We start from the raw sequence: 13656 nt of genomic DNA on the forward strand, positions 1-13656 counted from the left end.
GACGAGATGACCCGCATCATCTGGAAGTTCATCAAGGACGAGCTCATCAACCCGTACCTCGACGTGGACCTCGAGTACTACGACCTGGGCATCGAGAACCGGGACGCGACCGACGACCAGGTCACCGTCGACGCGGCGGAGGCCATCAAGAAGCACGGCGTGGGCGTCAAGTGCGCCACCATCACCCCGGACGAGGCCCGCATGGAGGAGTTCGGGCTCAAGCGGATGTACCGCTCGCCCAACGGCACCATCCGCAACATCCTCGGCGGGACGATCTTCCGGGCGCCGATCATCATCTCCACCGTCCCGCGTCTCGTGCCGGGCTGGACCAAGCCGATCATCGTCGGCCGCCACGCCTTCGGCGACCAGTACCGGGCCACGGACTTCAAGGTCCCCGGGGCGGGCAGGGTCACCATCACCTACACGCCGGCCGACGGGTCCGAGCCGATCGAGCACGAGGTGGTGGAGTTGCCGGAGGACGGCGGCGTGGTGATGGGCATGTACAACTTCACCAAGTCCATCGAGGACTTCGCGCGCGCCTCGTTCAACTACGGGCTGGACCGCGACTACCCGGTGTACCTGTCCACCAAGAACACGATCCTCAAGGCCTACGACGGAGCGTTCAAGGACATCTTCCAGGACGTCTACGACAGCGAGTTCAAGGAGCGGTTCGAGACGGCGGGGATCAGCTACGAGCACCGCCTCATCGACGACATGGTGGCCTCCGCGCTCAAGTGGGAGGGTGGGTATGTCTGGGCCTGCAAGAACTACGACGGGGACGTGCAGTCCGACACCGTGGCCCAGGGCTTCGGCTCGCTCGGCCTCATGACCTCCGTCCTGCTCACCCCGGACGGGAAGACCTGCGAGGCCGAGGCCGCCCACGGCACCGTGACCCGCCACTTCCGCCAGCACCAGGCCGGCAAGCCCACCTCCACCAACCCGATCGCCTCGATCTTCGCGTGGACCCGCGGCCTCGAGCACCGCGGCAAGCTCGACGGCACCCCGGAGGTCATCGAGTTCGCGCACCAGCTCGAGGACGTGGTGATCAAGACCGTCGAGGACGGGCAGATGACCAAGGACCTCGCCGGCCTCGTCGGCGACGAGCAGGCCTACCTCACCACCGAGGAGTTCCTCGCGGCGCTGGACCAGAACCTGCAGAAGGCGCGCGCCTGACCCGACGCCACCACGAACCGTCCGCGCCGGTGCGAGGTGGGCTACCGTGCGTGGACAGTGGTCCACAACACTCGCGGACCGGCCGAACGACCGACCGAGCACCCGAGGAGCCCCCGTGGACCAGAGCCCACTGATCGAGATCGGCCTGCCCGTCGCGCTGGCGATCATCATGGTCGGGATCGGACTCAGCCTCACCAGGTCGGATTTCGAGGTCCAGGCCCGGTCGCCCTGGGCGACGATCGTCGGCCTGGTCGGGCAGCTCGTCCTGGTGCCGTTGGTCGGCATCGGCGTGGCCCTGCTCTTCGACCTGACGCCGCTGCTGGCCCTCGGGGTGGTGCTGGTGGCAGCCTCGCCCGGCGGCGCGACCTCGAACCTCATCACCTACCTGGCCCGGGGCAACGTCGCGCTGTCGATCATCCTCACCGCCATCGCCTCGGTCGCGGTCATCCTCACCCTGCCGCTGTGGTTCGACGTCGGCGCCCGCGTCATCCCCGGCGCCGCGGAGTTCGAGGTCTCGGTCCCGCTGGCCCAGACCTTCGGGCTGCTGCTCGGGGTGATCCTCATCCCGGTCGTCCTGGGCATGATCCTCAGGGCGAGGAGGCCCGCGCTGGCCGACCGCATCGAGCGCTTCGTGGGCCTCGTCGGACTCGTCGTGCTGGTCCTGCTGATCGTGGGCATCGTGCTCGGGGAGCGGGACCGGATCGTCGACCTCATCGTCTCCGTGGGCCCGGCGGTGATCGTGCTCAACCTCGCCCTGATCGCCGTCGGCGGGCTCGCGGCCTGGGTGTGCAGGCTCGGCCGGGCCGAGCAGATCGCGATCGCCGTGGAGATGGGCATCAAGAACACCACCCTGACCATGCTCATCGCGTTCACCGTCATCGGGATCGAGGAGGTCGGGCTCGCGGCGGCCGTGTACAGCATCGTCATGTACGTCACCACCTTCGGGTTGGTCTACGGTGGCCGTCGTCTCATGCGCACGGCAACCTGAGCCGACCGGGCCGGCGGGCGTAGCCTGCCCCGGTGACCACGAACCCGGCCGCCGCCGCCGCCGCGCTCTCCCCGCGCCGCGTGCAGGTGGCGATCCTCGCCCTGGCGCTCGGCGGGTTCGGCATCGGCGTCACCGAGTTCGCGGCGATGGGCCTGCTACGTTCGATCGCCGATGACTTCGGGCTCACCGAGCCCCGGGCAGGACAGGTGATCACCGCCTACGCGCTCGGCGTGGTGGTGGGGGCGCCACTGCTCACGGTGTGGACGTCCCGGTGGCGGCGGCGCACCCTGCTGCTGGTGCTCATGGCCCTGTTCACCGTGGGCAACGTCGTCGCCGCCTTCGCCCCCACCGCGGGGACACTCGTCGCGGCCCGGTTCGTCGCGGGCATCCCGCACGGCGCCTACTTCGGGGTCGCCTCGCTGGTCGCGGCCTCCCTGGCCGGGCCGGGTAGACAGGCGCGGGCGGTCTCCATGGTGCTGCTCGGCCTGTCGGTCGCGAACGTGATCGGTGTCCCCGCCGCGACCTGGCTCGGGGAGGCGATGGGGTGGCAGGCCGCCTTCCTCGCAGTCGGGGTGATCGGCGCACTGACCGTGGCGGCCATCCTCGTCGTCGTCCCCGAACCCACCGGGACGGTGGTCGTGCGCGCCCGCGAGGAGCTCGCCGCGCTGGCGCGGCCCCAGGTCCTGGCCACGCTCGCCGTGGGGGCGGTGGGGTTCGGCGGCATGTTCGCGGTCTACACCTACATCCAGTGGACGATGGTCGACGTGGCCGGGATCGACCGCGCGTGGATGCCCGCGGTGCTGGCCGTCTACGGGCTCGGCATGGTGGCGGGGAACCTGGCGGGCGGGGTGGTTGCCGACCGTGACCTCGACCGGGGGCTGCTCGCGATCGCCGCGGCCATGACCGTGATCCTCGCCCTGTTCTCGGTGGCCGCGCACCACCCCGTCACCGCCGTGGTGGGCCTGTTCCTGGTGGGGAGCACCGGGTCGGCGATGGTGCCCGGGCTGCAGGCCCGGCTCATGCGCCACGCCGGCCGCGGTCAGACGCTCGCCGCCTCGCTCAACCACTCGGCGCTCAACGCGGCCAACGCGCTGGGGGCGTGGCTCGGCGGCGCGGTGATCGCCCTGGGGTTCGGGTACACCTCCCCGGCGCTCGCGGGCGCGGGCCTGGCGGCGGTCGGCCTGGGGATCCTGGTGGCGGCGGTGTCAGGGCCACGCCGGCACCGTCATCCCTAGTCCGCCATGCCGAGGAAGACGATCATGCTTCGTTCCAACGCCCGGAGATGCTCCGGCTCCAGCGTGCCGATCCGTTCCCGCACCCGATCTCGAGGGGCGGCGGTGAGCTTGTCCACCATGAGCCTCGACGTCTGGACGAGACCGTTGTGCGGGGACGGCTCGACCACGGGCCGGAAGAGCGGCGCCTCGGTCGGATCAGTCGTCAACGGACACACCACCACCGAGGCCGTGGCGTCGAATCGGTCATCCTGCACGATGACCACCGGGCGGGGTTTGCCCGCGTAACCGGGTCCCGACGCGACCCAGATCTCTCCTCGCCGCACCTGTCAGTCGTCGTCCCAGTCCGAGGCCAGCGACTCGATGAAGCTCTGATCCGAGGACTCCTGTGCACTCGCCGCGACCGCTGCCGACTGCTTGTGGGCCTCGGCGCTGAAGCCCGGCCACGTCACGTCGGGGACCCAGATCTGAATCGGCCGTAGTCCCTGCGCGCGGAGGCGCTCGCGGTGTCGACGAACCCGGTCCGTGGTACTCACGGTGGTCATGTTACATGTAACGGTCATCGGCGCGGGGGTGCTGCTCCGAGGCCGTCTCCGGAGGTCGCGGTGGCTACGATGACGGCCGTGAGCCTCACCGTCAGCACCGTCAACGTCAACGGGATCCGCGCCGCCGTCAAGCAGCGCTCGGAGACCAACCTGGGGTTCCTGCCCTGGCTGGAGAGCAGCGGGGCGGACGTGGTCGCCCTCCAGGAGGTCCGCGCCGACGAGGACCAGGCCCGCGCGGCGCTGGCCCCCGCGCTCGACTCCGGGTGGCATCTCATCGGTTCGGCCTCGTCGCTCAAGGGGCGGGCCGGCGTGGCGATCCTGTCCCGGCACGAGCCGGCGGAGGTCCGCATCGGCCACGGCGACCCGGAGTTCGACGAGTCCGGCCGCTACATCGAGGCCGTCTACCCGGGCGCGATCGAGGGGGAGACCGTCACCGTCGCCAGCCTCTACCTGCCCTCGGGCACCGCGGACACGCCCAAGCAGGACGAGAAGGACCGCTTCCTGGCGAGCTTCCGGGAGCACCTGGCCGAGGCCGCGGCGGTCGTCGGCGCCCGGGCCGGCCACGAGATGATCATCTGCGGCGACTGGAACATCGCTCACCGCGAGGCCGACCTGAAGAACCACAAGGGCAACCACAAGACCTCCGGCTTCCTGCCCCACGAGCGCGACTGGATGACCGACGTGCTCTCGGGGGACAGCGGCTGGCACGACGTCGTCCGCCACCGCCGCCCCGACGAGGTCGGCCCGTACTCGTGGTGGTCCCAGCGCGGCAAGGCCTTCGACAACGACGCCGGCTGGCGGATCGACTACCACGTGGTGTCCGACGGCCTGGTCCATCGCGCGGTCCACGACCGGGTGGACCGCGCGGGCGCCTACGACCTGCGGTGGTCCGACCACGCGCCGGTCACGGTCGTCTACGAGTGAGGCGGCCGTCGTGAGGAGACGTCGATGAGCGGCGCCGTGAAGGCGGTCCTGGCCCTGGTCGCGGGGGTGATCCTGACCTTCGCTGTGGTCTCGTACACCGGCGGCGGGACCGGGGACGCCGGACCCGGGAGCGTGGGGGACGGGGGGACGACGACGAGCTCGGCGACCTCGTCCGGCCCCGCTCGGGACGAGTCGTCCGATCCGCCGGACACGGCCTGGTCGGCGGCCATTCCGGCGCACGTCCTGGACACGCTCGCCCTGATCGACGCCGGGGACTGGCCCGACGCCGCCGACGCCCCCGGCACCCGGGGAGGCGACCGCTTCGGCAACCGCGAGCGCCTGCTCCCGCGGGCGGCCGCGGACGGATCTCCCGTGGCCTACCGCGAGTGGGACGTCAACCCCAAGCCGCGGGGCGGCGGCCGGGACGCCGAGCGGATCGTCACCGGCAGCGACGGGTCGGCCTGGTACACCGCCGACCACTACTCCTCGTTCGTCCGGATCCGGTGAACCCGGCCAGGGAAGGATTCCCGATGCTCGACTTCCACGCGCTCGCCTCCGAGGCCCGCACCGCGGCGTCCTCCGCCTTCGAGGTCACCGGTCCGCTGCCCGAGGTGCCCGCCGACCTCGCGCCGGTGGCCGGAGTCCGACGGCTGAGCGGCACCAGGATGGCGGACCTGGACGCGCTGTACGACGAGACGTCGGCGGCGCTGCAGTTCCCCGACTACTTCGGCCGCAACCTCGACGCGCTTGACGAGTGTCTCCGTGACCTCGACCTCCCCGAGTCGCCCGGCGGGACCGTGATCCTCGTGGTGACCGACGCCGCCGCCATGCTGGAGGCCGAACCGGGTCGTCGGGAGTGGTTCGGTGAGGCCGTCGCCGACGCGAACGAGGTCCGCGCCGGGCGGGGGACGGGTCCCCTCGTCGTCGTCTACTCCGTTCCTCCCGGCACCGACCCCGGGGACCGCTGGTGGCGCTGAGCCGGCGCCCGTGTGCCGAGCCGGATCGATTCCGGGCCGTACCCTCGGGCCCATGACCACGTTCGCCACCGCCGACCGTCCCGACCGCGCCGGGCTCGAGGAGTTCCTCCGCCCCCGCCACCGCGCCGTGCTGATCACCCGGCGGGGGTCCGGTGGGCTCCAGAGCTCGCCCGTGACCTGCGGGATCGACGAGGCGGGCCGCCTGGTGGTGGCGACCTATCCGCAGCGGGCGAAGGTGGCCAACATCCGCCGCGACCCGGCCGTGAGCGTGTGCGTGCTCTCCGACGAGTTCACCGGCCCGTACGTGCACCTGGACGGCGCGGCGGAGATCGTGGACCTGCCCGAGGCGGTCGAGCCGCTGGTCGAGTACTTCCGCTCGGTGGCGGGCGAGCACAGTGACTGGGACGAGTACCGCGCGGCGATGGTCCGGCAGGGCAAGTGCCTCATCCGGGTGACGATCGACCGCTGGGGCCCGGTCGCCACCGGCGGCTTCCCGCCGGAGCAGGGCCGGCCCGACCGCGGATGAGGTGGTGAACGGCGGCGCCCCGGCCCCGTGGGAGAATGGTCGCCATGTCTGAGCAGCCCTCCACCGCAGCGCCCGCCACACGCCAGCGGGTCCTGTCCGGCATCCAGCCCACCGCCGACTCCTACCACCTCGGCAACTACCTGGGCGCGGTGCGGCAGTGGGTGGACCTGCAGGACGGCTACGACGCCTACTACTTCATCCCCGACCTGCACGCGATCACGGTCAGGCAGGACCCCAAGGAGCTGCGCGAGCGGGTCTTCCGCGGCTGCGCGCAGCTGCTCGCGCTGGGCGTGGACCCCGCCCGCTCGGTGCTGTTCGTGCAGTCCCACGTGCCCGAGCACGCCGAGCTGGCCTGGGTGCTGGGGTGCATCACCGGGTACGGCGAGGCCGCCCGGATGACGCAGTTCAAGGACAAGGCCGCCAAGCAGGGCACCGAGGGCACCACCGTGGGGTTGTTCACCTACCCGGTGCTCATGGCCGCCGACATCCTGCTCTACCGCCCGCACCTGGTCCCGGTGGGGGAGGACCAGCGCCAGCACCTCGAGCTCACCCGCGACCTGGCGATGCGGTTCAACTCCCGCTACACGAAGACCTTCGTGGTGCCCGAGGGCAAGATCCTCGAGGGCTCGGCCAAGATCTACGACCTGCAGGAGCCGACGGCCAAGATGAGCAAGTCGGGGGACAACCCCAAGGGCATCGTCAACCTGCTCGACGACCCGAAGGTCTCCGCCAAGCGGATCCGCGGCGCGGTGACGGACAACGACGGCGAGATCCGCTTCGACCGCGAGATGAAGCCCGGCGTGTCCAATCTGCTGACCATCCAGTCCTCGTTCACCGGACGCCCGGTGGCGGACATCGTGGCCGACTACCAGGCGGCCGGGGCGGGATACGGCGCCCTGAAGACCGACACGGCCGATGCCCTCGAGGCCTTCGTCACCCCGCTGCGGGGCCGGTTCGACGAGTACATGTCCGACCGGGCCGAGCTCGAGCGGATCCTCGCCGACGGCGCGGAGCGCGCCCGGGCCGTGGCCGGTCCGGTGCTCTCGCAGGTCTACGCGGCGGTCGGGTTCACCGCCCCCCGCCGCGGCTGAGGCGCCGCGCGCCTCAGGGCTCGCGGGTGCCCTGTTGGAAGGTCTGGCGCCACGATCCGCCGGAGCGGACCCACACCGAGCTGCGCAGGATCGAGCCGCCGTCGGCGCGCTCCCGCCACACCAGCAGGACGGCGTCGGCGCCCACCTCGCGCGCCTCGATGATGTCCATCGTCCGCTCAGCGTGAACCACGTCGGGTGAGTCGGCGGAGTCCAGACGCTCCTGCCGCGTCCGGACCTCGCCGCGGGCGCACACGTGACTCCACGACGGGTCCAGGAGGGCGGAGAGTGCCGCGCGGTCGCCGCGGACCGCGTCGGTGAGCAGCGACCGCTCGAGCCCCACCACCTGGTCCACGGCGGAGCCGGACGGGCGGGCCGGGCCCGGATCGGCGGGGCCGTCCATCGAGAACAGATCCGGTTCGGCCGCCGCGGCCGCCGCGGGTCGACGACCTCCGTCGGCGGCCGGGGGAGCGGCGGGATCGTCACCGGCGCCGACGCCCCTGGAGTCGGGGAAACCGGGGCCCGCCTCGGGAGCCTGCTTGGAGGCGTGGGCCCGCGCCGCCGCGTTGGCCAGCGCGTCTGCCTTCTCGTTGAGCTCGTGACCCGCGTGGCCCTTGACCCACTCGAACGTGACCTGCCGCCCGCGCATGGCCTCGTCGAGGGCCTTCATCACCTCGACGTTGAGCACGGTCTTGCCGTCGGCCTTCTTCCAGCCCTTGCGCTTCCACCCGGCCATCCACTTGGTGATGGAGTTGATGACGTACTGCGAATCGCACAGGATGTGGAGCGGCTCCGGGGAGTGCGCGGTCTGACGCAGGAGGTCCAGGACGGCGGTGAGCTCGCCCTGGTTGTTGGTGCCGCGGGACCAGCCGCCGCTGCGCCACCGGTCGTCGTCGATGTACCAGGCCCACCCGGCCGGGCCGGGGTTTCCGAGAGCGGAGCCGTCCGCGGCGGCGATGATCGTCACGACATGCGATCCTGCCATCGACACGAGCGCGGCCGCCCACCGGACCCGCGCCGTGGCGGGGGATCGGTGGGCGGCCGGAGCCGGTCGACTATCCGTACAGTTCGTCGGGCCCGATGTCGTCGAGCTCGATCTCCGGGGACCGCGTGGCCTCGTCGAGGCGCGCGGCCCGGGCGGCCTCCCGCATCTCGATGGCGTCGGTGACGAAGTCGCCGACCTCCTTGACGACCGAACCGATCGCGTCGGTGATGATCACGGCGATGCGGCCGACGAGCGAGGCGCCCGCCTGGATGCCCGCCTGGACCTGGTCCTTGTTGCGTTCGAAGTCGCCCATGGGGCTGCTCCCCTCGTCGGTGGTGTCCACGAAGGTACCCCGGCTCAGGCGGCCGGTGTGATCTTCCTGCGCTCGATGATCACGGCCGGGGTGTCCGCCGCGGTGGGAGGAAGCGGGAGCGCCAGGCGGAACATCTTGGACCACACGTTGGCGACCTGCTTCCACATCGGGCCGGTCGTGTAGGGCAGGCCGTATTCCTGGCAGAGTGCCCGCACCTCCTCGGCGATCTCCGGGTAGCGGTGCGCGGGCAGGTCGGGGAAGAGGTGGTGCTCGATCTGGTGCGACAGGTTGCCGGTGGCCAGGTGCATGAGCGGGCTGCCCGAGATGTTGGCCGAGCCGAGCATCTGACGCACGTACCACTCGCCGCGGGTCTCCTCGGCCGTCTCCTCCTGGGTGAACACCTGCGCCCCGGAGGGGAAGTGGCCGCAGAAGATCACCGAGAACGTCCACACGTTGCGGACGACGTTGGCCGTGAGGTTGCCGGCAAAGGTGAGCGGGAACAGCGGGCCGGTCAACGCCGGGTGGACGATGTAGTCCTTGGCCACCTGCCCGCGGATCTTGCGCACCCAGCCGCCGATGAGGCTCTTGACGTCCGACCACTTGCGCTTGCCCTTGAGCACGTTGTCGTACTCCAGGTCGTGCGCCATCACGCCCCACTCGAAGAGCATCATCAGGGCGAACGCGTACACGGGGTTGCCCAGCCGCAGCGGGTTCCACGGCTGCTCGTACTCCATGCGCAGCAGGCCGTACCCGATGTCGCGGTCCAGGTCGAGGATGTTGGTGTGCGTGTGGTGCATGTAGTTGTGCGAGTGGCGCCACTGGTCCGACGGGCAGACGTTGTCCCACTCGAAGCTGGAGGAGTGGAGCATGTCGTCCTGCATCCAGTCGTACTGGCCGTGCATGACGTTGTGGCCGATCTCCATGTTGTCGAGGATCTTCGACGCGCTCAGCGCGGCCACCCCGGCGAGCCAGGCCGGCGGCAGGAAGCCGAGGAACATCAACCCGCGGCCGGTCAGCTCGAGCCGGCGCTGGAGGCGGACCACGCGCAGGATGTAGTCGCGGTCGGCGGTGCCGAGGTCGGCCGCCACGCGGTCGCGGATCGCGTCGAGCTCGCGGCCGATGATCTCGACCGACTCGGCGGACAGGACGACGGGCTCGGGGGCCGAGGGGTCGGCGACCTCCGTCGGTTTCTTGGAACGGATGGCGGGGAGCTGCAGGAGAGTCATGGGGAAGGTCCTTCCGGGTGGTCCGAATGGTGCTGGGGTCAGGGCGGTCTAGAGCTCGATCTCGACGTCGCCGACGGGTGCGGAGACGCAGATCTGGACGTGGCACCCCGGTTCGGTGTCGACCACGCCGGTCCGCAGGTCCCGGGTGGCCCCGGAGACGCGGACGGCGGTGCAGGTGTGGCAGATGCCCATGCGGCATCCGTGCTTGGGGCGCAGGCCCGCGGCCTCGGCGCCCTCGAGGAGGGTGGTGCCGGCGTTGGGGGCGGAGACGCCGCTGAGGAGGTGGGTCACGGTGCCGCCGTCGCCCTCGGGGACGGGGCCGGTGGTGGCGGAGAACCGCTCGCGGAGGACGTCGGAATAGCGGTCGGCGCCGAGCGCCTCCCGCAGCCCCTCGGCGAGGCCCTCGGGTCCGCAGAGGAACACGGTCGCGTCGGCGTGCCAGGGTGCCACGGACTCGAGATGCCCGGGGGTGAGGTGCCCGGACAGGCCCGCCGGGGACGCCTCCCCGGCGGTCTCGACCACCTGCACGTCGACCCCGGCGCGCGAGAGTTCCTCGATCCGGTCGGCAAACGGGACGTCCCCGGCTCGACGGGCGTAGTGGAGCCAGGCCACGCGGCCCGGGTGCCGCTCGGCCGCGAGGGTCGAGGCGATGGAGAGCATCGGGGTGATCCCGCTCCCTCCGCTCACCAGGAGGACGTCGGCCGGCCGCTCCTCGGGCAACGCGATCTCGCCGACCGGGTCGCCCAGGAGCAGGCGCATCCCGGGGGCGGCCTCCGCCCACAGGTGCTCGGAGACGACGCCGCCCGGGTGGCGTCGGACGGCGATGGTCGCCAGCCGGTCCTCGCGGGACGCCGGGTCGACGGGCGAGTAGTGGCGGCGATGGATGACGCCGTTCACCACCACGCCGATCTGGAGCGCGGCGCCGGGCGCGGGCCGGTCGACCCCGGCGGGCAGGCGGAGCGTGAGGACGGTGACGTCCGGCACCGGCCGGTCGACCGAGACGACGGTGGCGCCGGTCGAGTCATCGGACCAGGTCACGCCCAGCGAACGGATGTAGTGCTCGACCGGGTGCGGGGTGAGCAGGGTGCGCGTGATCCTGCGCGAGAAGAGACGGTTGATGGTCGGGGCGGTCATGGGGACCTCCGGAAGGTGATGGTCGGTGTGGTCGGGCGCCGTCGGACGCGACCTCCTGCCGTGATGCGCGAACCGCGTCCGGGAAGGAGCGGCCGCGCTACGGGGGCGCGTCCATCCGGGTCGACCACCGGACGGTTTGAGTGTACATACGTTCTCTCAAATGGAAAGGGGTCTGCAGTGTCGCCCGGGCCACTGGGCGGCGGCGGGGGCGTCGACGTGCGAGGATGCGCGAAGAGCGATAGCATTACCGGCGTGTCGGCGCCCAGATCGCGAGCGGAGCAGAAGCAGCACACGCGTGCACTCATCGTGGCCGCCGGCCGGGAGGCGGTGGCCACCCGTGGGTTCGCCGGGCTCGTGGTCCGCGAGCTCGCGCGCGAGGCCGGCATCGTGCCCACCGCGTTCTACCGGCACTTCGATTCCGTGGACGCCCTGGCCTCCGAGCTCGCCGCCGGGGCCGCCGAGGCCCTCGGGATCTTCGTCGACGACCTCGCCTCCTCGACGAGCCCGGACCCCGTCACCGACTGGCCCGCCCGGGCGACCGCGGCCGCGACCCGCGACCCCCAGACCTGGTCGGTGCTCGCCCGCGGGCTGGTCGACACCGCCCACCCCGACCACCGGGTCCTCGCGGCCGCCGTCGATTCCGCCCGCCGCCGGCTGGGGATCACCCTGGGCCGGCTCGAGACGCTCTCCGGTGCGGACGGCGTGGCCGTCGACATCGCGGCCGACCTCGTCGTCGTGGTCCTCCTCAGGCTTCTCGTGGAGGTGTCTGTGGGCCACGACGCCCGCGCGGCCGCCGACGACTGCTCCGGACGCCTGCGGGTGATCCTCGCGGGCGCCGGCACCGTCTCCTGAGCCGTCCCGTCCCGCCCCGGCCCGCCGCGGGGGGACGGGCGGTCAGCGCCGCGAGCGGACCGCCAGCGCGGCACCGGCCAGCACGACCAGCCCGGCCACCCCGACCGCCGTCCACGGGCCGACGCGCTCGAGCGCCGAGGCGCCCGCGACGGTCGCGGAGCCCTGCCCGGCCGAGCCCTGACCGACAGAGCCCTGACCGACAGAGCCCTGACCGACCGAGCCCTGACCGACCGAGCCCAGCGGGCCGGAGGCGAGGTTCTCGGTCGCGTCCTCGGGGGAGGCCGGCCCGCCGGTCCCCAACCGCCCCACCGAGTCGTCCGTGGCGAATCCCGCGTCGAGGAGCGCCGCCGCCTGCTGCCACGGCGCCTCGGGCACGCGCGTGCCGTCGAGTAACACCACCGCGAGCCGACGCCCGTCGCGCTCGGCCGCCCCGATGAACGTGTGCCGGGCGTCGTCCGTGAAACCGGTTTTGCCGCCGATCGCGCCCGGATAGTTGTAGAGCAGCTGATTGTCGTTGGACACCACGAATCCGGGGTTGACCACCACGCCGTCCGGCCGGACGGTCGGGCCCGTGTACGCGGACGCCGCCGCGGGATCCGGGGCCCCCGCGCCCTCGCCCGCGGGATAACCGGGGAACCCGGACTGCTCCGTGCCCACGATCCGGGCGAACTCCGGTCGGCTCATCGCATCGCGGAAGATCAGGGACATGTCGTATGCCGAGGACATCATGCCCGGCGCGTCGAGCCCGTTCACCGAGGCCGCGTACGTGCCCTGGGCCCCGAGCGCGGCGGCGTGGGCGTTCATCGCCTCGAGCGTCGCGTCGATCCCGCCCATCCGGTGCGCCAACACCACGGCCGCGTCGTTCCCCGAGGACATGAGCAGCCCCCGGAGCAGCCTGTCGACCGAGTATTTGCCCCCCGGGCCGATGCCCACCAGGCTGCCCTCGGCACCCTCGAGGTCCGCGTCGGTGACCTCGATGATCCGGTCCGCGTCGAGGGTGTCCAGCGCGACCGAGGCGAGCAGCGTCTTGATCAGGCTGGCCGGGCGGTAGCGCCCGTGCGGATCGCGGGCCGCCACGATCTCGCCGGTGTCCAGGTCGGAGATCATCCACGCGCTCGCGGTGACGGCGGGTGGGACGTCGAAGCCGTCGGGGGCCACGACCTCGCACCCGTCCAGCCCGTCGCCGCCCGCGAGGGACTCCGGAACGGGCGGAGGGGCGGGTGAGGTCCGCCCGGGGAGCGGGACCTCGGACTCGTCGACGGGCGCCGGTGGGGCGGTGCGGTACGGGCATCCGGAGAGGTCGCGGGGGGTGTCGAAGTACGACGACGAGGTGGTCGACGGCAGCACCGCGGCCGGCGGCGGCCCGCTCGACGGGAGGACGGTCGCGGGCTCGGCGGCCGCGACGGGTCCGGTGAGACCCGGTGCCGCCAGCCCGACGAGCGCGGCCACGGCCAGGCCGGCGGCGCGGTGGGCGGTCGGCGTTCCGAGCCGTCGGCGTGTGCTGGTCACGGGTCCGGAGTCTACGACCGCCCGGCCGCGCCCCGAGCGGGACCCGCCGACGTGCGCTGCCCCTCCGTCTTACGCTGCACCTCCGTCTTACGCTGCACCTCCGGCTTACGCTGCACCTATGGTCCACGGCACCAGCGCACCTCGGGCAAACGCGTACCTTCAGGCAGCGCAGGTCGAGCAGGCA

At 72.1% G+C, this 13656-nt stretch carries 16 protein-coding genes; 9 read left to right on the forward strand and 7 right to left on the reverse strand.

Annotation, left to right across the window (positions count from 1 at the left end):
• The 3 genes from B4M60_RS02270 to B4M60_RS02280 all read left to right on the forward strand — a co-directional run.
• Positions 1-1173: NADP-dependent isocitrate dehydrogenase (locus B4M60_RS02270; RefSeq protein ID WP_291079891.1), on the forward strand; the 1173-nt coding region annotated here is incomplete at its 5' end.
• A 115-nt stretch (positions 1174-1288) separates the two neighbouring features.
• On the forward strand, positions 1289-2161 hold the full coding sequence (locus B4M60_RS02275; protein ID WP_291079893.1) for a bile acid:sodium symporter family protein: 873 nt from the start codon (positions 1289-1291) through the stop codon (positions 2159-2161).
• A gap of 32 nt (positions 2162-2193) precedes the next feature.
• On the forward strand, positions 2194-3396 hold the full coding sequence (locus B4M60_RS02280; RefSeq protein WP_291079895.1) for an MFS transporter: 1203 nt from the start codon (positions 2194-2196) through the stop codon (positions 3394-3396).
• On the opposite strand, the gene B4M60_RS02285 is transcribed toward B4M60_RS02280, so the two are convergent.
• Both B4M60_RS02285 and B4M60_RS02290 read right to left on the reverse strand, forming a co-directional pair.
• Entirely contained in the window at positions 3393-3719 is a 327-nt protein-coding gene (locus B4M60_RS02285; protein ID WP_291079897.1) for a type II toxin-antitoxin system PemK/MazF family toxin, read from the reverse strand. The genes B4M60_RS02280 and B4M60_RS02285 overlap by 4 nt on opposite strands.
• A gap of 3 nt (positions 3720-3722) precedes the next feature.
• Entirely contained in the window at positions 3723-3938 is a 216-nt protein-coding gene (locus B4M60_RS02290) for an antitoxin MazE-like protein (RefSeq protein WP_414646712.1), read from the reverse strand.
• 78 nt (positions 3939-4016) lie between these two features.
• Between B4M60_RS02290 and B4M60_RS02295 the strand changes: the two genes are divergently transcribed.
• The 5 genes from B4M60_RS02295 to trpS are packed head-to-tail and all read left to right on the forward strand — an operon-like array spanning position 4017 to position 7456.
• Positions 4017-4862: an exodeoxyribonuclease III gene (locus B4M60_RS02295; protein ID WP_291079901.1), complete on the forward strand. Its 846-nt coding sequence runs from the start codon at positions 4017-4019 to the stop codon at positions 4860-4862.
• A gap of 24 nt (positions 4863-4886) precedes the next feature.
• A complete protein-coding gene (locus tag B4M60_RS02300) occupies positions 4887-5369 on the forward strand; it encodes a ribonuclease domain-containing protein (protein ID WP_291079903.1) in 483 nt (160 codons plus the stop codon).
• Between the two features lie 23 nt (positions 5370-5392).
• A complete protein-coding gene (locus B4M60_RS02305; protein WP_291079905.1) occupies positions 5393-5839 on the forward strand; it encodes a barstar family protein in 447 nt (148 codons plus the stop codon).
• Positions 5840-5891: 52 nt separating this feature from the next.
• The gene (locus tag B4M60_RS02310) at positions 5892-6365 is read left to right on the forward strand and encodes a PPOX class F420-dependent oxidoreductase (protein WP_291079907.1); all 474 of its coding nucleotides are present in this window, start codon (positions 5892-5894) and stop codon (positions 6363-6365) included.
• Positions 6366-6409: 44 nt separating this feature from the next.
• Positions 6410-7456: a tryptophan--tRNA ligase gene (trpS, locus tag B4M60_RS02315; RefSeq protein ID WP_291079909.1), complete on the forward strand. Its 1047-nt coding sequence runs from the start codon at positions 6410-6412 to the stop codon at positions 7454-7456.
• A gap of 13 nt (positions 7457-7469) precedes the next feature.
• Here trpS and B4M60_RS02320 read toward each other — a convergent pair whose 3' ends face one another.
• The 4 genes from B4M60_RS02320 to B4M60_RS02335 form a co-directional block, all read right to left on the reverse strand.
• Positions 7470-8420: a ribonuclease HI family protein gene (locus B4M60_RS02320; RefSeq protein WP_291079911.1), complete on the reverse strand. Its 951-nt coding sequence runs from the start codon at positions 8418-8420 to the stop codon at positions 7470-7472.
• An 88-nt stretch (positions 8421-8508) separates the two neighbouring features.
• Complete coding sequence (locus B4M60_RS02325; protein WP_414646713.1) at positions 8509-8781, reverse strand: hypothetical protein; 273 nt, start codon at positions 8779-8781, stop codon at positions 8509-8511.
• 14 nt (positions 8782-8795) lie between these two features.
• Complete coding sequence (locus tag B4M60_RS02330) at positions 8796-9977, reverse strand: fatty acid desaturase family protein (protein ID WP_291079913.1); 1182 nt, start codon at positions 9975-9977, stop codon at positions 8796-8798.
• Between the two features lie 48 nt (positions 9978-10025).
• Positions 10026-11111, reverse strand: coding sequence for a flavin reductase family protein (locus tag B4M60_RS02335; protein ID WP_291079915.1), 1086 nt, complete (start codon positions 11109-11111; stop codon positions 10026-10028).
• Positions 11112-11363: 252 nt separating this feature from the next.
• Here B4M60_RS02335 and B4M60_RS02340 point away from each other — a divergent pair, with 252 nt between their 5' ends.
• Positions 11364-11963: a TetR/AcrR family transcriptional regulator gene (locus B4M60_RS02340; RefSeq protein ID WP_291079917.1), complete on the forward strand. Its 600-nt coding sequence runs from the start codon at positions 11364-11366 to the stop codon at positions 11961-11963.
• Positions 11964-12005: 42 nt separating this feature from the next.
• On the opposite strand, the gene B4M60_RS02345 is transcribed toward B4M60_RS02340, so the two are convergent.
• The gene (locus tag B4M60_RS02345; protein ID WP_291079919.1) at positions 12006-13472 is read right to left on the reverse strand and encodes a D-alanyl-D-alanine carboxypeptidase family protein; all 1467 of its coding nucleotides are present in this window, start codon (positions 13470-13472) and stop codon (positions 12006-12008) included.
• Positions 13473-13656 lie beyond the last annotated feature (184 nt).

Source organism: Dietzia sp. UBA5065 (assembly GCA_002415925.1).
Lineage (GTDB): Bacteria > Actinomycetota > Actinomycetes > Mycobacteriales > Mycobacteriaceae > Dietzia.

What these genes read in the sequence shown, in the direction of transcription:
- B4M60_RS02335 (WP_291079915.1), bottom strand. Translation starts at nt 11,111, where the DNA reads ATGACCGCCCCGACCATCAACCGTCTCTTCTCGCGCAGGATCACGCGC.
- B4M60_RS02290 (WP_414646712.1), bottom strand. Translation starts at nt 3,938, where the DNA reads ATGACCACCGTGAGTACCACGGACCGGGTTCGTCGACACCGCGAGCGC.
- B4M60_RS02310 (WP_291079907.1), top strand. Translation starts at nt 5,892, where the DNA reads ATGACCACGTTCGCCACCGCCGACCGTCCCGACCGCGCCGGGCTCGAG.
- trpS (WP_291079909.1), top strand. Translation starts at nt 6,410, where the DNA reads ATGTCTGAGCAGCCCTCCACCGCAGCGCCCGCCACACGCCAGCGGGTC.
- B4M60_RS02305 (WP_291079905.1), top strand. Translation starts at nt 5,393, where the DNA reads ATGCTCGACTTCCACGCGCTCGCCTCCGAGGCCCGCACCGCGGCGTCC.
- B4M60_RS02300 (WP_291079903.1), top strand. Translation starts at nt 4,887, where the DNA reads ATGAGCGGCGCCGTGAAGGCGGTCCTGGCCCTGGTCGCGGGGGTGATC.
- B4M60_RS02330 (WP_291079913.1), bottom strand. Translation starts at nt 9,977, where the DNA reads ATGACTCTCCTGCAGCTCCCCGCCATCCGTTCCAAGAAACCGACGGAG.